Here is a 19,723-nt window from a genome sequence, read left to right on the forward strand (position 1 = left end):
GTTACCAGCTGGCGCCGGGGTGCTGCCGCGCCAACACCTGCATCTCTGCCAGAATGTGGCCGCGGGCTTCGGAGTACTTGCCGGAACGGTCGCCGCCGCGGGCTTGGGGCACATCGGGGATGTCCAGGGTTGCCTCGGCGATGATCTGCTCGATGCGTCGCTCGAAATTAGCGCGTAGAGACGACGGTGCGGGCACCACACCGTCGAGGGCCTGGGTGACCTCGTCGTCGTGGAAGAGCTCGTCGATATAGGGCCACATGTAGTAGAGGCCCTTTTGCATGCGACGGTGGGACTCTTCGGTTCCGATGCCGAGACGCAGCAACCACTGGGCGGCGTGATCCTGGTGGTAGGCGACCTCTTTGAGGGCCTTGGCGGCGATGGCGGCCAGCGTCTCGTCGCTGGAGTGGATCAGTTGCGAATAGAGCTCGTGCTGGTAGTACGAGAAGATGAGCTGCCGGGCGATGGTTTGCCCGAAATCTCCATTTTCCTGCTCTACCAGGCGAACCGAGCGGAACTCTTCTTCGTCGCGGAAGTAGGCGAGGTCGTCCTCGGTTTTGCCCCAGGCGGTGCCGGCGTAGGTGAGAAAGAAGCGGGCGTGGCCCACCAGGTCCAGGGCGATGTTGCCCAGTGCGATGTCTTCTTCAAGCTCCGGCGCGCGGGAAATCCAGTGCGAGAGACGCTGGCCCAACATGAGCGCGTCGTCGCCAAGGTAAAGGGCGTAGCGGGCCACCTCTTCGGAGGCGAGCACGCCGCTTTCGGCGATCTCTTCTGCGGTGATGGCTACCCCGGCCGACTGCTTGGTGGCCGAATCGTGGGATGCGAAACTCACAGGTGCTTCACCCCCTCGCTCTTGGTGTAATAGGTGGCGTGGCGGTAGCTTTTGCCCTGGGAGGACTCGAAGAAACCGCCCTTGGAATCCGGGTCGGAGGAGAGGATCGCTTCGGTGGGCACGACCCAGACGCTGGTGCCCTCATTGCGGCGGGTATAGAGATCGCGCGCATTACGTAGAGCCATGGTGGCGTCGGGGGCGTGCAATGAACCCGCGTGAACGTGGGAGAGTCCGCGGGAGGAACGAACGAAGACCTCCCAGAGGGGCCATTCGGCGGTGGTGGGGTTGGTATCTGTCATGGTTATGCTCCGATGAGTTGTGGGTCGGCTGATGCCATCTTTTCGGCGTAGGCGGCCGCGGCTTCGCGCACCCAGGCGCCTTCTTCGTGGGCTTGGCGGCGGCGCTGCATGCGCTGGACGTTGCAGGGCCCGTTGCCGGCGATGACCGAGAAGAACTCGTCCCAGTCGAGTTCGCCGTAGTCGTAGTGGCCGCGTTCTTCGTTCCATTTCAGGTCTGGGTCGGGCAGGGTGAGGCCCAGCGCTTCGGCCTGGGGGACCATCATGTCGACGAAGCGTTGCCGTAGCTCGTCGTTGCTGAAGCGCTTGATGTTCCAGGCCATGGACTGTTTCGAGTTGGGCGAGTCGGCATCGGGCGGGCCGAACATCTGCAGGGCCGGGCCGTAGGTTCGGTTCACGGCGTCTTGGGCCATCTGCTTCTGTTCGGGGGTGCCGTGGGAGAGTTCGTAGAGGATCTCCCACCCCTGGCGCTGGTGGAAGGATTCTTCTTTACAGATGCGCACCATGGCACGGCCGTAGGGGCCGTAGGAGGTGCGGCAGAGCGGAACCTGGTTGCAGATGGCCGCGCCGTCCACGAGCCATCCGATGGCCCCCATGTCGGCCCAGGTGCGGGCGGGATAGTTGAAGATCGAGGAGTACTTGGCCTTGCCGTCTAACAACTGCTGGTTGAGAACCTCGCGCGGGGTGCCCAGGGTTTCGGCGGCCGAGTAGAGGTAGAGGCCGTGGCCGGCTTCGTCTTGCACCTTCGCCATCAGGATGGCCTTGCGTTTGAGGGAGGGTGCGCGGGTGATCCAGTTGGCCTCAGGCTGCATGCCGATGATCTCGGAGTGAGCGTGCTGGGAGATCTGTCGGGTGAGGGTCTTGCGGTATCCCTCGGGCATCCAGTCGGTGGGTTCGATGCGTGAGTCTTCGGCGATGAGCTGGTCAAAGTACTGCTGACCTTGCTGGTCTTCTGCAGCATCGTGGCCCTGGCTGTCTGCATTGACCGCCGTCAGGTGCTCGGGGTTCGGTGCGTTCATCGGTTCTTCCTTCGTGCGCGGGAGTCGGGGCGTTCGTCCTCGCGCGATAGATTACTGACCGTTCGTTCAGTTTATGAGTATATCTAATTTTCAGTCAAGATGTTGTGCAACTCACATCGGGTATGGCAGAGTTGCTGTTGATCATATTTACGACTGAACATTCGGTCAGTAAATCTCGTTCGGAAAGATACCGAGTTCAAGACCCCTGAGACTGGGAGGTGAAGTGCAACCAACTCACGCCATTCTGAACAACGACCCAGCCGCGGCCTGGCTAGGCATTGAGGTGGAGCAAGCAGAGTACGGCACAGCCAGGATCAGCATGACCCTGCGGCCCGAAATGCTCAACGGCTTTGGCATCGCCCACGGTGGCATGATCTTCACCCTCGCCGATACGGCCTTCGCCATGGCCTGCAACCGGCCAGATGGCGAGGCGGACACCATCACGGTGGCATCGGGGTGCGATATCGACTTTGTCTCCCCGGGACGCTCGGGGGAGCGACTGACAGCCACCGCCCTCGTCCGGCATCACCACGGCCGTAGCGGCCTCTACGACATCACCGTGACCGGGGAAGACGGCCGCGTCATAGCAGAGATGCGCGGCCGCTCTCGGACGATCAACCGCCCTCAACCCGGCAACTATAGCGCCTCATTCTCAGCTTAAGACCACACGGGAACCTCACCACCACCGCGAACCCAAAGGAAGAACATGACAGTTACGCCTGGAACCCAGACCACCTGTAGTGTGAAGAACCCCTACGCCGCCGCTGCTCCCACGGATCCAGCACAACCGGATCCCGAAGAGCTGATGAGCCGGGATCAGATCGAATCCCTGCAGTTCGAGCGATTGAAGTGGACCCTACACTACGCCTACGAGAACGTTGCCGCCTACCGCGAGCTCTACGATGAGGCCGGTGTGCACCCCGGCGACTTCAAAGACCTCGACGACCTCAAGATCTTCCCCTACACCGATAAAGAATTTCTGCGCAAGGCCTACCCGTTCAAGGGATTCGCCACCCCGATGAGCGAGATTCGCCGCATCCATGCGTCCTCGGGAACTACCGGGCAACCCACTGTGGTGGCCTACACCGAAAACGACCTGCAAACCTGGGGTACCCTGGTCGCCCGTTGTTTCCGCTTCTCAGGTATCAAACCCGGGGACAAGGTGCACAATGCGTATGGCTACGGGCTCTTCACCGGCGGGCTGGGTGCCCACTACGGCGCGGAACGACTGGGATGTGCGGTCATCCCGATGTCCGGCGGTCAGACCGAAAAACAGGTTCAGCTCATTCGCGACTTCGAACCGCAGGCCATCCTCTCCACACCCACCTACCTGCTGACGATCGCCGACGGCTTCCGTCACCTGGGCGTGGACCCCAAAAAAACCTCGCTACGCACCGCCGTATTGGGTGCCGAACCCTGGACCGAAGAGATGCGCCGCGAAATCGAGACCACCTTCGGAACCCTAAGCGCCTGCGATATCTACGGTTTGTCTGAGGTGATGGGCCCCGGCGTGGCCGGCGAATCCGGCGAGGCCAAAGACGGCAGCCACATCTGGGAGGATCACTTCCGCCCGGAGATCATCGACCCCTTCGATGACTCCATCATGGGTATGGGGCAGCCCGGTGAGCTGGTCTTCACCGCCCTGACCAAAGAGGCCCTGCCCATCATCCGCTACCGTACCCACGACCTCACGCGCCTACTGCCCGGCACCGAACGTCCCGGCCACCGCCGCATGGGCAAGATCACCGGCCGTAGCGACGACATGATCATTCTGCGCGGCGTGAATCTCTTCCCGACCCAGGTCGAGGAGCTGGCCCTGCAGCAACCTGAACTCTCCCCGCACTTCGCCCTGGAAATCACCCGACCCAACCGCATGGACGAGATGAAGGTGCGCATCGAGCGTCGCGAAGAGTTCACGATCGACCAGGCCGAAGAGGCCGCCAAGAAGCTGCAGCACGACATTAAGTCCAAGATCGGCTCCAGTTGCCGCATCGAGGTGCTCGACCCGGACGTCCTGCCCCGCTCGGTCGGTAAGATCCGCCGCATCTACGACTACCGCAACCGCCCCAAGGGTAACGAGTAATACAGCGCTACACCCCGACCTGCCGGTCAGGCGGCACTAGACTAGGCTGAAGGGCTCGCGTGACCTGCGGGTTCTTCAGCCTTTTATTCATCCGCTCCACCGTATATAGAAGGACGCCGCCATGACTGCCCCGGAAGCCGCACCCACCGCCAAACGAGGACGCCCCGGTTACGAGCGCGACGAACTGCTCCGTATCTGCGTGCGCGCCTTCAACGAGCACGGGTACGAGGCCACCTCCATGGGGACGCTGGCCAGCACCCTGGGCATCACCAAGTCGGCGATTTATCACCACGTCAGTTCTAAAGAAGAGATTCTTGAGTACGCGCTGGACCACGCGCTCGATGCCCTGGAAGAGGTCTTCGAGGGCGCGGAGTCCCTGGATGTCTCGGCGGAGGAGCGTCTCGAGTTCGCCATTCGGCAGACCATCTTCGTGCTGATCGAGCACTTCGATAACGTCACCTTGCTGCTGCGGTTACGTGGAAACTCCGAGATGGAGAAGCGCGCGCTGGATCGCCGCCGCCAGCTCACCGCCCAGCTGGGCGCCTTCGTCGAGGCGGCTCAGCGAGAGGGGTCGGTGCGGGACACCATCAACCCGAAGAACGCGGCCCGCCTGGTCTTCGGCATGATCAACTCGCTGGCGGAATGGTATCGCCCCGACGGCGTCACCGATGTCGATGCGCTCGCCGAGGCGATCGTCAAGATGGCTTTCGACGGGTTACGGAGCTAGTCCTTTTCCACCAGCGTCAGCACATCGTAGGTAGCGACAATCTCGTCGTTTTGATTGTGTAGCACGGCGTCCCAGGCTACCTCGCCGTAATCGTCGGTCACGCGCGGAGTGATCTTCTTAGCGGTCAGCGTCACCCGGATCGAGTCGTCGTAGGTGACGGGCGTGATGAACCGCAGGTTCTCCAGGCCGTAGTTCGCCAGCACGGGCCCGGGCGCGGCGTCCACGAAGAGGCCGGCGGCCCAGGAGACCAGGAGGTAACCGTGGGCTACGCGCCGCGGGAAGAAGGGGTTGGCCGTGGCCGCCTCTTCGTCGGTGTGGGCATAGAACTGGTCGCCCGTGGAGTCGGCGAAGGCCGTGATGTCTTCGAGCGTGACCATGCGCAGCCCGGAGGCGAATTGATCGCCCACGCGCAGCTCGGCCAGCGACTTGCGGAAGGGGTGTACGCCCTGCCCACCGTCCACCGATGCGCGGGTCACTGTGTTCGCGTCGGCCCCCTGGTGCCACACGCCCGTGATGGCGGTCAGCATGTTGGGTGAGCCCTGAATCGCGGTGCGTTGCATGTAGTGCTTGACAGCTCGTACGCCGCCGAGTTCCTCGCCGCCGCCGGCGCGTCCGGGGCCACCGTGCACCAGGTGTGGCACGGGGGAACCGTGGCCGGTGGAGGTCTTGGCGTCTTCGCGGTTGAGCACCAGCACGCGACCGTGGTGGGCCGAGATGCCGAGAACTACCTGGCGGGCGACGTCGCGGTCGTCGGTGCAGACGGTGGCCACCAGCGAACCCTCACCCAGCGCGGCCAGTTCGATGGCTTCCTCGACCGAGGAGTACTCGATCACCGATGTGACGGAGCCGAATGCCTCGACGGAGTGGACGGCCGCGTTGCGTGGGTCGTCGAAGGTGAGGATGGTGACGGGGTAGAAGGCCCCTGCGGTGGGCGCGGTGCCCTGGTAAGCGATGGTTCCACCCGCGGCGGCGAGCTTCTCGACCGACGAGCTCACCTCGCCTCGTTGCTCGAAGGAGGCCAGGGAACCGGTGGTAGTTCCCTCGGCGCGGGGGTCTCCCACGGTGACCTTCTTCTCGACCGTCTCGGCGATCGCTGCGACCACCTCATCCCGTAAACCGGCGGGTACAATGACGCGGCGGATGGCCGTGCACTTCTGACCGGCTTTGGCGGTGATCTCCACGAAGACGGATTTGATGAACGCCGCGAACTCGGGGGTGTCCGGACGCGCGTCGGGGCCTAGGATGGCCGCGTTGAGGGAGTCGGTTTCGGCGGTGAAGCGCACTCCCTTCTGTTGCACGCTCGGGTGGGCGCGCAACGACTGCGCGGTGTCGGCGGAACCGGTGAAGGCCACATGGTCGCGGTAGTCCAGGTAGTCGAGAAGGTCGCGGGCGGACCCCGAAATCAACTGCAGGGAGCCCTCCGGCAGGATTCCAGAGTCCAACATGAACCGCACGCAGCGTTCGGTCACGTAACCGGTGGCGGTGGCGGGCTTGACGATCGAGGGCATGCCGGCGATGAAGGCCGGGGCGAACTTTTCGAGCATGCCCCAGACGGGAAAGTTGAAGGCGTTGATCTCTACGGCCACGCCGGGCAGGCGAGTATAGATGTGCTCACCGATGAAGCTGCCGTCTTTGGAGAGCGGTTCGGTTGCCCCGTCGATGATCACGTTGGAGTTCGGGAGTTCGCGGCGGCCCTTGGAAGAGAAGGTGAAGAGGGTGCCGATGCCGCCGTCGATGTCGATGTAATGGTCTCGCTGGGTGGAGCCGGCGGAGAACGAAATGTCGTAGAGCTCTTGCTTGTGCTCGTTGAGATAGATGGCCAGCTCTTTGATCTTGAGCGCTCTCTCGTGGATGGTGAACTGCCCTAGGTTCTGCTGACCGGTCTGGCGGGCGTAGTCGATCGCGCCGGGGGTGTCGATCCCTTCAGTGGAGGCGGTGAAGATGGTCTCTCCGGTGGAGGTGTCCTGGATTTCGTTGACTTTGGCGGGGTTGCTAGGGGTCCACCATTGTCCCTTGATGAAACTGGGAACGAGAGCGGGGTTTGACATGGAAGTCCTTTCGAGAGAACAGCTGTCGGCGGAAAGATTACTTTCTGACCATTCGTTCAGTTATTGTTCCTATACTATCCTAGTGACCCAGCTAACTAAAGACCCTCGGTGGGAGGTTATCCGTGCAATCCTCAGCGGAACAACAGCAACTCTGGAAGATCACCCTCGGTGAGCTCGACGAAAAGCTCGGCGTGCGTGTGCTCGAAGAATCCGCCGAGCGCGTGGTGGCCACCATGCCCGTCGAGGGAAATCGGCAATCCCTAGGGTTGCTCCACGGCGGGGCCATGCTCGCCCTCGGCGAGGCGGTCGGTTCATGGGGCGCGGTCATCCACGCCTCGTCCATGGGCAAGGTCGCCGTCGGCGTGGACGTCAACGCCACTCACCACAAATCCTCCCGAGATGGCGAGGTCACGGCGACCTCCACGGCGATCCACCTGGGGCGTTCGCTGACCACCCACGAGGTGATCATCACCCACAACGGCACCGGGGATCGCCTCTGCACCCTGCGCATCACCAACTTCATCAAGTAAGGCGAGCGTAGGGTGCGCGGGATGTTTGACTAGCTGTAGTCGTAGAAACCCTTGCCCGACTTACGGCCCAGCTCGCCGCGGGCGACCATATCGCGCATCAGCTGCGGGGGAGCGAAGCGCTCACCCAGCTTCGACTCGAGGTATTCGGCGATCCCCAGTCGGACGTCCAAACCCACCACATCGGTCAGGGCCAGCGGGCCGATGGGGAACTTGTACCCCAGCACCATGGCGTTGTCGATATCCTCCGGGGAAGCAACCCCCTCTTCGACCATGCGGATGGCCTCCAGAGCGATGGCCACCCCTAGACGGGAAGACGCGAACCCGGGGGCGTCGTTGACCACCACTGGGGTCTTACCCAACCCTTCAACCCACCGCGGTGCCAGCGAGCGCAGTTCATCGCTCATGACCTGCGACTTGACGACCTCCACCAGCTTCGAGGCGGGCACGGGGTTGAAGAAGTGCAACCCCAAGAATCGCTCGGGGTGCTTCAACTCGGCCGCCAACCCATCGATCGACAGCGACGAGGTGTTGGAGGCCAGCCAGGCGTGATCGGCGAGCTCCGCCTCTACCGCGGTCAGGGCGCTCACCTTGAGATCCCAGGCCTCGGGAACAGCCTCGATCACCAGCTGGCACTCGGCGAAATCGGCATACGAGGTGGAGACCCGGAACTTCTTCTCCCACTCGCCCAGCTCACCATCGATCTTGCCCCGTTCCAGGGACTTGCCGAGGTCTGCGACAATGCGCTCTCGCGCGGCTTGAGCGGATTGCTCGTCTCGCTCCACTATGGTCACTGCGGCCCCAGAGATCACGAAAGCATGCGCGATACCGGCACCCATGCGGCCGCCGCCGAGAACACCGACTTTTTCGGGAATGTGAGTCATCGTTACCTACTTCTTCTTGCGATCGAGAAAAGCCTGCATGCGGTCAAACTTGGCCTCGGACTCGAAAAGAATCGCCTGGGCCAGTTCGTCGATGTGGGGGTGGGCGCTGGGCGGCGCCGAGAACACGCGCTTGGTGACGCGCGTAGCCAGCGGGTCCTGTTGGCCGATGCGGTCGGCGAGGGCGTGGGCGGCGTCCATCAGCTGCTCGGGTTCGTGAATCTCGGTGACCAGGTGGAGCTGTAGCGCCTCGTCGGCGGTGAGTATCCTCCCGGCCAGCAGAATTTCGAGGGCAACCGGCTCGCCCACCAACTCCTTGAGCCGCCAGAGCGCCCCGGCTGCGGCGATGATACCCAAACCGGTTTCCGGCTGGCCCATCTTGATGTTGGGGGTGCCGATGCGGAAATCCGCCGCGTACGAAAGCTCCGCACCGCCGCCCAGCGCGTAGCCGTCGATGGCGGCGATGACGGGCAGGGGAAGCCGGTGGATGCGGTCGAAAATCTGTGAGTTCACCCCGCGCAGGGCGTCTTCGCGGCGGCGCTCGCGCAACTGGGCAATGTCGGCTCCCGAGGCGAAGATGCCGCGGCCGTTGGCCTCACACCCGGTGAGAATCAAGATCTTCGGTGTGTTTTCGAGATAGGCGCAGACCTCGTGTAGCTCGGTGACCATGGTCGCGTCGATGGCGTTGCGTACCTCCGGGCGGTTCATCCGCACCACCAGGCGGTCGTCGCGTTCCTCGAGCTTCAGCGCCGTGAAGTGGTCTGCGGTGATCATGAGATACGCTCCACGAGGGTTGCTGCGCCCTGACCCACGCCGATGCACATGGTCGCCAGGCCCTTCTGCACGTTTTCGCGTTCCATGCGGCTCAGCAGGGTGATGAGGATGCGTGAGCCCGAGGAACCCAGCGGGTGGCCGAGGGCGATGGCGCCCCCGTCCCTGTTGACGATGGTGGGGTCGAGGCCCAGGCGGCGGATGGACGCCAGCGATTGGGTCGCGAAGGCTTCGTTCAGCTCGACCGCGCCCAGGTCGTCGACCGACCAGCCGGTGCGTTCTAACACCTTCTCGGTGGCGGGAACGGGGCCGAGGCCCATGATCTCGGGGGCCAAGCCGGCGGTTGCACTGTCGACGAAGCGGGCGCGCGCCTTCAGGCCGTACTTTTCCACGGCCGACTCGGAGGCCACGAGGATCACCGAGGCGCCGTCGTTGAGCGAGGATGAATTGCCCGCGGTCACTACCGAGCCGCCGGAAACCACCGGGCGCAGCTTGGCGAGTACCTCGGGAGTAGTGCCGGGGCGCGGCCCTTCGTCGGTGTCTACTACCGTTTCGTTGCCCTTGCGGTCGCGAACGGTGACCGGCACGATCTCATCGCTGAAGCGTCCGGCCTCGATCGCAGCGAGCGCCAACTGATGGGACTGCGCGGCGAAGGCGTCGGCCTCATCGCGGGTGATGCCGTCTAACCGGGCGACCTCTTCGGCGGTCTCGGGCATGGAGTAGGTGAATTTCTCCCGTCGGGCGAAGACGGGGTTGACGAAGCGCCAGCCGATGGAGGTGTCGAAGACTTCACCCGGTTTGGCGAAAGCCTTGGTGGGTTTCTCCATGACCCAGGGGGCGCGGGACATCGACTCCACGCCGCCGGCGATGACCAGGTCTGCGGCGCCGGCTTTGACCATGTGCGCGGCCATGGTGACCGCAGACATACCCGAGGCGCAGAGGCGGTTGACGGTGATGCCCGGAACGGTATCTGGGTAGTCGTTGAGCAGCCATGCCATGCGTGCCACGTTGCGGTTCTCTTCACCGGCGCCGTTGGCGTTGCCGAGGATTACTTCGTCGACCGCGGCGGGGTCGATGCCGGATTTCTCGACGACGTCTCGAATACACAGGGCCGCGAGATCGTCGGGGCGGATGGAGGAGAGTGCGCCGCCGTAGCGACCCACGGCGGTGCGTGATCCGCCGACGAGGAATACTTCGGGGAGAGGCATGTACATACTCCTGGTGGTGAGCGTTCTGCTATCGGACCGCGGTGGGGGTTCAGCCTGCCGCCCCGTGTTTCTCGGGGCGGCAGATTTACTAACCCAGTCGATTTACTGAACAAGCGGTCACTAAATACTCTCACCGATCCAGGTGTGAGTCAATGCACATTCCTTTTAGGGCGTAGACCCACCCACCCTAGTGGCTCAGATCCTTCCCCTTGGTCTCGGGCAGGGTGAGGATCGTGGCCACCGAGACCGCCAGCAACGCGATCGAATAGAACGCGAAGTGGGTGGTGTTGCCCATCCAGGTCAGCACGTAACCTGCCGTACCGCCGAACGCGGCGATGGCGATGGCATAGGGAATGCCGAAACCGGCGGTGCGCTGCGAGGTGGGAAACATCTCGGCGTAGGTAGCCGGGGCGTGGCTGAGGAAGCCCGCCAGCAGAATCAACTGGATCGAGATGGCGGTGGCCAGCTGCCACATCTGCCCACCCTGCACCAGCGCGAACAGCGGGAAGTAGAGCACGCCGCTGCCGATCAGGCCGATGAGCATGCAGGGCTTACGGCCGACCTTGTCGGAGAGCGCACCCCACACCGGTAGAGCCAGAATGAACACCACGTTGCCGATGAGCGAGGCGGTAAACGCGTCCGAGGCGCTGTATCCGAAGGACGAGGTCGCCAGCGATGCCATGGTCACCGACCAGATGTAGTACGCCACGGTCAAACCACAGGTCATCAGAACCACCTGCAGGCCGGTCTTCCAGTTCTTCGCCACCGAGACGAACACATTCTCCTGTTTGGTGCCGGCGGTGTTCTCCTTAAAGTCCTCGTACACCTCGGACTCCTCCATGGACGACCGTAGCCAGATCGCGACCACGCCCAGCAGTGCGCCGATCGCGAAGGGGATGCGCCAACCCCAGGCACCCATCTGCTCCTCGGTCAGCAGGGCCTGTAGGAGCAGACCCAGCAACAGGCCGAAGATCAGCCCGATGGTGCCGGTGACGTAAATCGAGCTGGCAAACAGACCGCGCTTCTCCCGCGGGGCATGCTCGGAAAGATAGGTCTGCGCCGAGGGCAACTCGCCGCCGTGCGAGAGACCCTGGATCAGGCGTCCGACCAGCAGCAACGCCGAAGCGAACCAACCGGCCTGCTCGTAGGTGGGGCAGATCGCCACGATCAACGAACCCACCGACGCGGAGACCACCGCCGCGGTCAGCGCGTGTTTACGGCCGATGCGGTCGCCGAGCCAGCCGAACACGAACCCGCCGAAAGGACGCGCGACGAAGCCCACCGCGAAGACCGCCATGGTCTGCAAGAACGCGGACTGCGGGTCGGCCTTGTTGAACACTTGAGTGGAGAAATAGACGGCGAATGAGGCGTAGACGTTCCAGTCGTACCACTCCAGCGCGTTGCCCACGCCGGTGCCGAAGAGAGTCTTGAACGACGACTGCTTACCGCCCTCACTTTCCCGGCGATCGAGTACCTCCCCGCGATCCCGGCCGTCACGGGGCGGTGTGACGTCGTGGGTTGCTTTCGATGAAGTCATAGGGTGGCTCCTATTCTGTGTGGTTCTTGTCAGTTGAGGCTGGGGTGAGGCGGCCCAGCGTGAGGGTCGCCAACAGGGTGGAGCAGTCGACCAGGCGGGCGCTGTCGTAGATGGCGTTGGGGGAGTGATTCATGGCCGCGGTGGTGTGGTCCTCGCCCTCGGGGATGGCCGAGACGAACACGAAGGCGCCGGGAATGCGTTGCAGGATCTTCGAGAAGTCCTCCGCCGCGCCGACCGGGTGTTCCATCTCCTGCCAGCGTCCGGGAAAGACCTCTTCGACGTGCCGCTGCACGTAGGCGACCTCCTGCGGGTCATTCTCGGTCACGGGGTAAAGCTCCACCAGCTCCACCTCGCAGGTGGCGCCGTGCGCCTGGGCGACCGCCTGGCACAGGCCCCGCATCCGCTCGATCAACCGGTTGCGGGTCGCGGTCTTGAACGCGCGCAACGTGAACTCGGCGCGGGCGGTATCGGCGATGACGTTGGGGGCCTGCCCCGCGACCACCTTGCCACAGGTCACCACCACGGGGTCGAAGATGTCGAACTCGCGGGCGACCATCACCTGGGCCTGGGTGATCATCTCGGCGACGATGGGCACCGGATCCAGTGCCAAATGCGGGGCCGAGCCGTGCCCGCCCTTGCCGCGAACCGTCAGGTAGATCAGATCGGAGGAGGCCATGAGCGCGCCCGGTCGCGAGCAGATCGCCCGGTGCGGGTAGTTGGCCGACCACACGTGCAGGCCGTAGGCGTGATCGGGCATCCGCCCGGCCGCCTCGAGCAGGCCCTCGTCGGATGAGGTGCTGGGCACCGTCGGCCCCCTCCTCGCCGGGTTGCAACAAGAACAGGACGTCCCCGGCGAGCCGGTCGCGCACCTCGTGAAGCGCGCGGGCCGCGCCGACCAGGCCGGCCATATGCATGTCGTGCCCGCAACCGTGCATCGCCCCGTTCGTGGAGGCGAACGGCAACCCGGTCTCTTCGGGCACGGGCAGGGCGTCCATGTCGGAGCGTAACAACACCAGCGGGCGGCGCCCTGAGGAGGGTGCCCCACCGCGCAGGATCGCGGCGAAACCGCTGACGTGTTCTGCCTCGTGGATCTCTACATCGAGTTGCTCAAACTCGGCGCGCACGGCCTGAACGGTCTGCGGCAGGTGCAGGCCGACCTCGGGGATCTGGTGCAGGCGCTCGCGAAGCGCGATCAGTTCGGCTTCGATCTCGGCGATAAATTCTTCGATGGGTTCTTGGGGGTTGTTGCTCATCGTTACCTATGGAGGTTATGTGTGCTTTGACAGACGACTCTAGTGAGTTGGAGCACATATTTCCAAAGGTGAAGAGGGTGGAATGTCTATAAATGCCCACTAGGTGTGAAGTGAAACTCAGCTTGTATCCCCAAGTCAGGGGATATTTAACGGTTACACACAGAGTTTCCTCAGACGTCCGCAGAAGTTTGTACCGGCGTCGGGAAAATGAAAGCTTCGCGCCACATCTAGTTCACTTTTTCAGAGTTACCTAAGTCAGGTGACTGTAACAACCATCCCCGGCCTAGAGAACTCTGAGCCAACACACGAACCACCCCAGCGCAAACGCAAAAGGTCAGCCAAGCACTTCTTGATGGCTTGCCTGCTGGTGATCCCGAACTTCGTGTTGTTGCTTCTGTTCACCTACCGTCCGCTGATCGACAACATCCGCCTCTCGTTCTTCGACTGGAACATCGCCTCCACGCGCCCGGCCACCTTCGTGGGTATGCGCAACTACGTGGAATGGGCCAAAGACCCGGTCAGCTGGCAAATTGTCGGGCAGACCGTGGCGTTCACCTTCTTCGCCGTTTTCGGATCCATGATCTTAGGCCTCGGCTTGGCGCTGTTGCTCGACCGTAAACTCAAGGGCCGTAACTTCGTACGCTCGCTCGTCTTCGCCCCCTACGTGATCTCCGGCGCGGCGATCGGTGTGGCCTTCCAGTTCGTCTTCGACCCCGGTTACGGCCTCATCCAAGACCTGCTCGGTCGCGTCGGCCTCGACTCCCCGCAGTTCTACACCAGCCCGTTCTGGGCGCTGTTCATGGTGACGGCCACCTACATCTGGAAGAACCTCGGGTACACCTTCGTCATCTACCTCGCCGCCCTGCAGGGCCTGCGCAAAGACCTCGACGAAGCCGCCGAGATCGACCGCACCCCGCGCTTCCGCAAGTTCTGGCGTGTGACCCTCCCGCAGCTGCGCGCTACCACCTTCTTCCTCTCCATCACGGTGCTACTGAACTCCTTCCAGGTCTTCGACATCATCAACGTGATGACCGGTGGCGGCCCCCTGGACACCTCGACCACCACGCTGGTCTACCAGGTCTACCAGGAGACCTTCGTGAACAACCGCGCTGGTTACGGTGCCGCCGTAGCGACCATCATGTTCCTCGCCGTTCTGGTCATCACCGCCGTGCAGGTTCGCATGCAAGAAAAGGAGCGCTAAACCGTGGCTTTCGACTATCAGATTCCCGCGGTGCCCAAAGGCCGCAACGAGCGCGCCCAGCCCGTGGCGGACGTCCTCGCCGCCGACGTCCCGCGACGGTCGGGTATCGTGCCCGGCGAGTCTAAGCAGTCCAAGATCTGGGGTTACCTCGGCATCGTGCTGGCCGCGTTGACCGTAGCCGTGCCGCTGTACTTCGTGATCATTACCAGCTTCAAGACCCACGGCGACATCTACTCGAACCCGGTCAGCTGGATCCCCTCGCCCTGGGCCCCGGAGAACTACACCTACGTGTGGCAGACGCTGAGCTTCGACCGCTACCTGTTTAACTCGATCTTCATCACCGTGGTGCTCACCGTGGTGAAGGTGGCACTCGGTGTGCTGGCAGCTTACGCGTTCGCGTTCATCGACTTCCCGGGCAAGAAGATCCTGTTCTTCCTCGTGCTGGCCACCCTTATGGTTCCCAACGAGATCACGATCATCTCGAACTACGCCCTGGTGGCGCAGCTCGGCTGGCGAGACACCTTCACCGGCATCATCGTGCCGCTGGCCGGCACCGCCTTCGGCACCTACCTGATGCGCAACCACTTCCTCTCGTTGCCCAGCGAAATCCTCGAGGCCGCAGACATGGACGGCGCCGGGTTCCTCCGCACGCTGTTCAAGGTCGTGCTGCCGATGAGCTGGCCGACCCTCATGGCCTTCGTGCTCATCACCGCGGTCACCGAGTGGAACCAGTACCTCTGGCCCTTCTTGATCAACGACACCGGCCGCGTGGCACCCCTGCAGATCGGCCTGACGCTGCTGCAGAACAACGAGGGTCAAACCAACTGGGGTCCCGTGATGGCGGGAACCGTGCTGGCGACCATCCCGATGATTATCGTCTTCCTTTTCTTGCAGAAGTACCTCATCAAGGGGCTTACTGCCGGAGCGGTCAAGGGATGAGCAACGATTTTCCGAGCGCGCGAGGAAAGAAAAATCGTTGCGAATTAGCGAGTCGAAGCGCACTGTGTAACGCCTAGTTCTTATTCGACAACCTCACCGAACCAACTCAACCTTCAACAACTCACAGGAGCAATCATGAACATCAACCGTCGTTCCGTACTCAGCCTCGCCGGCCTCGGCATCGCCGCCACCGCGCTCTCCGCTTGCGCGGGATCCGGCGGGGGCGCGTCCTCCCAGCAGCAGGAGGGCAACGGCAAGATCCAGTTCTGGTCGAACCACCCCGGTTCCTCCCGCGACATCGAGCAGAAGCTCGTCGATAAGTGGAACCAGGCCAACCCCGACCACCCCGCCGAGCTGATCGACGGCGGTAAGAACTACGAAGAACTCGGCCAGAAGTTCAACGCCGCCCTCTCCGGCGGCGACCTGCCCGACGTCATTGTCGCCTCGGACGTCACCTGGTTCAATTTCGCCTTTCAGGGTGCGACTACCGCCCTCGACGACATCTGGTCTTCCGAGAAGATCGACACTTCGAACTACGTGAAGACACTGCTGGAAGACTACAAATACGACGGCAAGCACTACGGCGTGCCCTACTCCCGCTCCACCCCGCTGATGTACTGGTACGTCGAAGACCTCAAGAAGGCCGGCCTGCCCACCGACCAGGGCCCGAAGACCTGGCAGGAGTTCGCCGAGAACTGGGCACCGAAGCTCAAGCAGGCCACCGGCAAGGCGCCCCTGGTGGTCGCCGACGGTGAAAACTACCTCGACTGGTACTTCGAGGGCGCCTTCTGGACCTTCGGCGGTGCCTACTCGAAGGAATGGGACCTGAAGTTCACCGACCCCAAGACCATCGAGGCCGCACAGTTCCTGCAGGACCAGGTCAAGAAGGGCCACATCAAGGTCGTGAAGGATTCTGCCAACGACTTCGGCATCGGCAACGCCTCGGGCCTGCTCGAGTCCACCGGTTCGCTGGGCGGTCTGAAGGAGTCCGCTAAAGGCGAGTTCGTGACCACCTACCTGCCCGGCCCCAAGCCTGGCACCACCACCGGCGGCGCCGGCCTGGCCATCCCCTCGGGTATCTCGGACGAGCGCAAGAAGATCGCCGCGAAATTCATCGACTTCCTCACCAACGCCGAGAACACCATCACCTTCACCCAGGCCACCGGTTACATGCCGGTTCGCACCGACGCCGAGAAGAACGCCGAAGAGGCCAAGTACCTCAAGGAGAACCCCAACGCGCAGACCGCGATGAACCAGCTCAAGGAGAACACCAAGCCGCAGGATTACGCGCGCGTGTTCGTCTCCGGCGGCGGTCAGAAGATCGGCGGTGCGCTGGACAAGATTGTTGCCGGTCAAGACGTCAAGCAGATCATGCAGTCCCTGCAAGACGACCTGCAGAAGACCATTGACCGCGACATCAAACCGCACCTGAACAAGTAGGCGCGGTAGGGCCTCACCCCCCCAATGCGAGGCCCGTTATCCCCCAAGACAGGGGCGGCGGTGGATTTTTCAACGAGCCTGCCATCGTCGCCCCACTTTTTACTTTCGACGCCCTCCCCGCCCCGGCGTCCTGAACGAACTACCGAAAGCACATCATGGTTGAAGTTTCGCTACGTCATATTTCCCGCATCTACACCCCCGGTAAGCCTCCGGCGGTGAACCGCGTGAACATCGATGTTCGCGATGGCGAGTTCATCACGCTCGTGGGGCCCTCCGGTTCGGGTAAGTCGACCTGCCTGCGCATGATCGCGGGCCTGGAGCCGGTGAACGAGGGCACCGTCATGATCGACGGCAAGGACGTCACCGAGCTACGTCCGCGCGACCGCGACGTGGCGATGGTGTTCCAGTCTTACGCGCTGTACCCGAACATGACCGCGCGGCAGAACATGGCCTTCGCGCTGGAGAACGCCGGCATGGACAAGGCCGAAATCGGCCAACGCGTGGAGGAAGCCGCGAAGATGCTGGAGCTGACCGAGTTGCTGGACCGCAAGCCGGCGGATATGTCGGGTGGTCAGCGTCAGCGCGTTTCGATGGGGCGCGCGATCGTGCGCAACCCCAAGGTGTTCCTCATGGACGAGCCGCTGTCCAACCTCGATGCCCGACTGCGCGTCTCGACCCGTGCGCAGATCGCGGCCCTGCAGCGAAAGCTGGGCGTGACCACCGTGTACGTGACCCACGACCAGACCGAGGCGATGACCATGGGCGACCGGGTGGCCGTGCTCAAGGACGGCGTGTTGCAACAGGTGGACGAGCCCATGCACCTCTACCGCTACCCGGGCAACACCTTCGTGGCCGGATTCATTGGGTCCCCGGCGATGACGCTCTTCGACGGCGGCCATGTTTCGGGTGCACAGGTGGCTCTGGGTCGCGAGTGCGTGGTGGACATCAAGGACTCTTTGGTCTCGCGCGCTTCGGCGGAGCGCGGGATCGTGGTGGGCGTGCGCCCCGAAGACTGGCACATCAGCATTGACGGCACCGGTTCGGGTCTGCGTGGAACCGTGGCTCACATCGAACAGCTTGGCGCCGAGGCGTTCGCCTACGTGGAGTTGGACGACGCCGCGGTCACCGCGCGTGGCACCCGCATCGCGGTTCGCCTGGACGGCGTGCGCGAGATCGAGGCCGTTCAGGTGGGTTCGCAGGTGGCGATCCAACCGACCCGCTGTAGCTTCTTCGACGGCGACTCGGAGATCAACCTCGAGTACCTCGGTGGCGCCCAGCCGGACGCCGGCGCGGGGTCGGTGGCGGCGTCCTAGGACGCGGCGGCCTCCTCACCGCTTCCGCCTCGGGTGTTTACGACCGCGAAAGTCCCTGAGCGACCAGAAACGTACGGTCGCGCAGGGACTTCGGCGGTCGCAAACCCAGGCTCAGCCAGTGTCAGCAACCCCTGATATCAGGGGGGCGCTTACAGCTCCTGCTTGTGCACGCGAACCATGCGCTCGTTGGTGAAGCCGTAGAGGGCCCACTGAGCGTTTTCACGGCCGTAACCGGATTTGTTGATGCCGCCGAAGGGGAACGCCGGGTCGGATTCCATATGGGAGTTAACCGTGGTCATGCCCGCGTTGATCTTCTCGGCGAAGGCGGTGGCGCGCTCGAGATCGTCGGACCAGACCGAGGCCATGAGGCCGTACTCGGTGTGGTTGGCGATGCGCAGGGCGTCCTCTTCGTCCTTGGCCTTGTAGATCATCACCGCGGGTCCGAACAGCTCGTTGCAACCCAGGTCGGAGTCGAGGTCGATGTCGGTCAGCAGGGCGGGCTCCATGAACCAACCGGGGCGGTCGATCTTCTTGCCACCGGTGTGCAGGGTTGCGCCGTCCGCAACGGCCTTCTCGATGCGCTCGACGACCTCGTCGCGGGCCGACTCCGAGGAGAGCGGGCCCATGTCGGTCTCAGGGTCGTTGTAGGGGCCGACTTTGGTGTTCTCGACGGCCTCGCGGGCGGCGTCCACGAACTCGTCGTAGAGCCCCTCGAGCACGATGATGCGCTTGGGTGAGGTGCAGACCTGCCCCGAGTTGGCCAGGCGGTAGGTCACGGCCTTCTGCGCGAGGGCCTTGACGTCGGAGGTATCGAGCACCACGAACGGGTCGTTGCCACCGAGCTCAAGCACCGAACGCTTGAGGTTCTTCGCGGCGTGGCCAGCCACCGACGCGCCTGCGGCCTCAGAGCCGGTCAGCGAGACGCCCTTGATGCGGAAGTCCTCGATGACCTTCTCGGCGTCGTCGCTGTTGAGGTAGAGGTTGGTGTAGACGCCTGCGGGCAGGCCGGCCTCTTCGAGCATGGTCTGGAAGCGCTGCGAGGAGACGGGGCAGATGGCCGCCTGCTTCATCATGATGGCGTTGCCGACCATCAGGTTGGGCAACGCGAAGCGGGCGATCTGGTTGTAGGGGAAGTTCCACGGCATCACGCCGAAGAGCACGCCCAGCGGGTCGTGCTTCACGTAGGTTTTCTCCGCACCGGACGCCGGTAGCTCGGTGTCTGCCAAGAATTCGGCTGCGTGCTCGGCGAACCAGCGGGCGGTGCGGCCCACCTTGGTGACCTCGGACTTGCCCTGTTCCAGGGGCTTGCCCATTTCGCGACCGATGATGTCGGCGAGTTCTTCGGTATCGCGATCGATGATGTCGGCAAAGGCGTTGAGAACCTTGGCGCGATCTTCGATGCTGGTCTGGCTCCACTTCTTGAAGCCCTCGTGGGCGGTCTCGATCAGGCCGGGGATCTGTTCCGGCTTGATGGATTCAAAGGTTTCTTCTACTTGGCCGGTGCTTGCGTTGGTTAATGCGTAAGTACTCATGAAAACAATAAGACCACTGACTGTTTCAAAAAGCTAGGGGGCTTGGCGCTGGGCGAACGGCCCCACCACCATTCGCTTCAGATTTAAAGAACTCGCTCATCGTTGTGATTCCGGTTTCA

At 63.2% G+C, this 19,723-nt stretch carries 19 protein-coding genes and 1 pseudogene; 9 read left to right on the top strand and 11 right to left on the bottom strand.

Going from position 1 to position 19,723, the window contains the following annotated elements; translation table 11 throughout:
* Nucleotide 1 precedes the first annotated feature (1 nt).
* The 3 genes from paaC to paaA are packed head-to-tail and all read right to left on the bottom strand — an operon-like array spanning nt 2 to nt 2,144.
* A complete protein-coding gene (gene paaC, locus VVR12_RS07910; protein WP_368550653.1) occupies nt 2-829 on the bottom strand; it encodes a 1,2-phenylacetyl-CoA epoxidase subunit PaaC in 828 nt (275 codons plus the stop codon).
* Nucleotides 826-1,128, bottom strand: coding sequence for a 1,2-phenylacetyl-CoA epoxidase subunit PaaB (gene paaB, locus VVR12_RS07915; RefSeq protein WP_368550654.1), 303 nt, complete (start codon nt 1,126-1,128; stop codon nt 826-828). The genes paaC and paaB overlap by 4 nt, the downstream gene beginning before the upstream one ends.
* A gap of 2 nt (nt 1,129-1,130) precedes the next feature.
* The gene (gene paaA / locus VVR12_RS07920; RefSeq protein WP_368550655.1) at nt 1,131-2,144 is read right to left on the bottom strand and encodes a 1,2-phenylacetyl-CoA epoxidase subunit PaaA; all 1,014 of its coding nucleotides are present in this window, start codon (nt 2,142-2,144) and stop codon (nt 1,131-1,133) included.
* Nucleotides 2,145-2,367: 223 nt separating this feature from the next.
* Between paaA and paaI the strand changes: the two genes are divergently transcribed.
* The 3 genes from paaI (at nt 2,368) to VVR12_RS07935 (ending at nt 4,954) form a co-directional block, all read left to right on the top strand.
* The gene (gene paaI / locus VVR12_RS07925; protein ID WP_368550656.1) at nt 2,368-2,805 is read left to right on the top strand and encodes a hydroxyphenylacetyl-CoA thioesterase PaaI; all 438 of its coding nucleotides are present in this window, start codon (nt 2,368-2,370) and stop codon (nt 2,803-2,805) included.
* A 45-nt stretch (nt 2,806-2,850) separates the two neighbouring features.
* The gene (locus tag VVR12_RS07930; RefSeq protein ID WP_368550657.1) at nt 2,851-4,227 is read left to right on the top strand and encodes a phenylacetate--CoA ligase family protein; all 1,377 of its coding nucleotides are present in this window, start codon (nt 2,851-2,853) and stop codon (nt 4,225-4,227) included.
* 121 nt (nt 4,228-4,348) lie between these two features.
* Nucleotides 4,349-4,954 carry a TetR/AcrR family transcriptional regulator gene (locus VVR12_RS07935; protein WP_368550658.1) on the top strand — a complete coding sequence of 202 codons (606 nt, stop codon included), beginning with the start codon at nt 4,349-4,351 and terminating at the stop codon, nt 4,952-4,954.
* Here VVR12_RS07935 and paaZ read toward each other — a convergent pair.
* On the bottom strand, nt 4,951-7,002 hold the full coding sequence (gene paaZ, locus VVR12_RS07940; protein ID WP_368550659.1) for a phenylacetic acid degradation bifunctional protein PaaZ: 2,052 nt from the start codon (nt 7,000-7,002) through the stop codon (nt 4,951-4,953). The two genes, VVR12_RS07935 and paaZ, sit on opposite strands and share 4 nt — an antisense overlap.
* A 122-nt stretch (nt 7,003-7,124) precedes the next feature.
* Between paaZ and VVR12_RS07945 the strand changes: the two genes are divergently transcribed.
* Nucleotides 7,125-7,532, top strand: a complete 408-nt coding sequence (locus VVR12_RS07945; protein ID WP_368550660.1) for a PaaI family thioesterase — start codon at nt 7,125-7,127, stop codon at nt 7,530-7,532.
* Between the two features lie 29 nt (nt 7,533-7,561).
* Here the strand turns inward: VVR12_RS07945 and VVR12_RS07950 are convergent, their stop codons facing one another.
* From VVR12_RS07950 to VVR12_RS07975, 6 genes and pseudogenes are all read right to left on the bottom strand, one after another.
* Nucleotides 7,562-8,413 (bottom strand): 3-hydroxyacyl-CoA dehydrogenase family protein, encoded by an 852-nt coding sequence (locus VVR12_RS07950; RefSeq protein ID WP_368550661.1) that lies wholly within the window; start codon nt 8,411-8,413, stop codon nt 7,562-7,564.
* Between the two features lie 6 nt (nt 8,414-8,419).
* Nucleotides 8,420-9,184: an enoyl-CoA hydratase/isomerase family protein gene (locus VVR12_RS07955; protein WP_368550662.1), complete on the bottom strand. Its 765-nt coding sequence runs from the start codon at nt 9,182-9,184 to the stop codon at nt 8,420-8,422.
* Complete coding sequence (locus VVR12_RS07960) at nt 9,181-10,389, bottom strand: acetyl-CoA C-acyltransferase (RefSeq protein WP_368550663.1); 1,209 nt, start codon at nt 10,387-10,389, stop codon at nt 9,181-9,183. Before VVR12_RS07960 ends, VVR12_RS07955 begins: the two co-directional genes overlap by 4 nt.
* 187 nt (nt 10,390-10,576) lie before the next feature.
* Entirely contained in the window at nt 10,577-11,926 is a 1,350-nt protein-coding gene (locus VVR12_RS07965; protein ID WP_368550664.1) for an MFS transporter, read from the bottom strand.
* 10 nt (nt 11,927-11,936) lie between these two features.
* The gene (locus VVR12_RS07970) at nt 11,937-12,731 is read right to left on the bottom strand and encodes a M20 family metallopeptidase (RefSeq protein ID WP_368550665.1); all 795 of its coding nucleotides are present in this window, start codon (nt 12,729-12,731) and stop codon (nt 11,937-11,939) included.
* Between the two features lie 7 nt (nt 12,732-12,738).
* Nucleotides 12,739-12,921: pseudogene (locus VVR12_RS07975) on the bottom strand (M20/M25/M40 family metallo-hydrolase); the annotation flags it as partial.
* Nucleotides 12,922-13,011: 90 nt separating this feature from the next.
* On the opposite strand from VVR12_RS07975, the gene VVR12_RS07980 reads away from it, so the two are divergent.
* The 5 genes from VVR12_RS07980 (at nt 13,012) to VVR12_RS08000 (ending at nt 18,072) form a co-directional block, all read left to right on the top strand.
* Nucleotides 13,012-13,209 (top strand): hypothetical protein, encoded by a 198-nt coding sequence (locus tag VVR12_RS07980; RefSeq protein ID WP_368550666.1) that lies wholly within the window; start codon nt 13,012-13,014, stop codon nt 13,207-13,209.
* Between the two features lie 229 nt (nt 13,210-13,438).
* Nucleotides 13,439-14,380: a carbohydrate ABC transporter permease gene (locus VVR12_RS07985; RefSeq protein WP_368550667.1), complete on the top strand. Its 942-nt coding sequence runs from the start codon at nt 13,439-13,441 to the stop codon at nt 14,378-14,380.
* A gap of 3 nt (nt 14,381-14,383) precedes the next feature.
* Complete coding sequence (locus VVR12_RS07990) at nt 14,384-15,319, top strand: carbohydrate ABC transporter permease (protein WP_368550668.1); 936 nt, start codon at nt 14,384-14,386, stop codon at nt 15,317-15,319.
* Nucleotides 15,320-15,454: 135 nt separating this feature from the next.
* A complete protein-coding gene (locus VVR12_RS07995) occupies nt 15,455-16,759 on the top strand; it encodes an ABC transporter substrate-binding protein (protein WP_368550670.1) in 1,305 nt (434 codons plus the stop codon).
* Nucleotides 16,760-16,914: 155 nt separating this feature from the next.
* Nucleotides 16,915-18,072: an ABC transporter ATP-binding protein gene (locus VVR12_RS08000; RefSeq protein WP_368550671.1), complete on the top strand. Its 1,158-nt coding sequence runs from the start codon at nt 16,915-16,917 to the stop codon at nt 18,070-18,072.
* Between the two features lie 149 nt (nt 18,073-18,221).
* Here VVR12_RS08000 and VVR12_RS08005 read toward each other — a convergent pair whose 3' ends face one another.
* Nucleotides 18,222-19,604, bottom strand: a complete 1,383-nt coding sequence (locus tag VVR12_RS08005; protein ID WP_368550672.1) for an NAD-dependent succinate-semialdehyde dehydrogenase — start codon at nt 19,602-19,604, stop codon at nt 18,222-18,224.
* Nucleotides 19,605-19,723 lie beyond the last annotated feature (119 nt).

Origin of the sequence: Rothia sp. LK2588 (genome assembly GCF_040946465.1) — a bacterium.
In the GTDB taxonomy this organism is placed as follows: domain Bacteria; phylum Actinomycetota; class Actinomycetes; order Actinomycetales; family Micrococcaceae; genus Rothia.

Coding starts and splice junctions, on each gene's coding strand:
- paaB (WP_368550654.1), bottom strand. CDS start 1,128: ATGACAGATACCAACCCCACCACCGCCGAATGGCCCCTCTGGGAGGTC.
- VVR12_RS08005 (WP_368550672.1), bottom strand. CDS start 19,604: ATGAGTACTTACGCATTAACCAACGCAAGCACCGGCCAAGTAGAAGAA.
- VVR12_RS07930 (WP_368550657.1), top strand. CDS start 2,851: ATGACAGTTACGCCTGGAACCCAGACCACCTGTAGTGTGAAGAACCCC.
- VVR12_RS07955 (WP_368550662.1), bottom strand. CDS start 9,184: ATGATCACCGCAGACCACTTCACGGCGCTGAAGCTCGAGGAACGCGAC.
- paaA (WP_368550655.1), bottom strand. CDS start 2,144: ATGAACGCACCGAACCCCGAGCACCTGACGGCGGTCAATGCAGACAGC.
- VVR12_RS07965 (WP_368550664.1), bottom strand. CDS start 11,926: ATGACTTCATCGAAAGCAACCCACGACGTCACACCGCCCCGTGACGGC.
- VVR12_RS07995 (WP_368550670.1), top strand. CDS start 15,455: ATGAACATCAACCGTCGTTCCGTACTCAGCCTCGCCGGCCTCGGCATC.
- VVR12_RS07950 (WP_368550661.1), bottom strand. CDS start 8,413: ATGACTCACATTCCCGAAAAAGTCGGTGTTCTCGGCGGCGGCCGCATG.
- paaZ (WP_368550659.1), bottom strand. CDS start 7,002: ATGTCAAACCCCGCTCTCGTTCCCAGTTTCATCAAGGGACAATGGTGG.
- VVR12_RS07960 (WP_368550663.1), bottom strand. CDS start 10,389: ATGCCTCTCCCCGAAGTATTCCTCGTCGGCGGATCACGCACCGCCGTG.
- VVR12_RS08000 (WP_368550671.1), top strand. CDS start 16,915: ATGGTTGAAGTTTCGCTACGTCATATTTCCCGCATCTACACCCCCGGT.
- VVR12_RS07935 (WP_368550658.1), top strand. CDS start 4,349: ATGACTGCCCCGGAAGCCGCACCCACCGCCAAACGAGGACGCCCCGGT.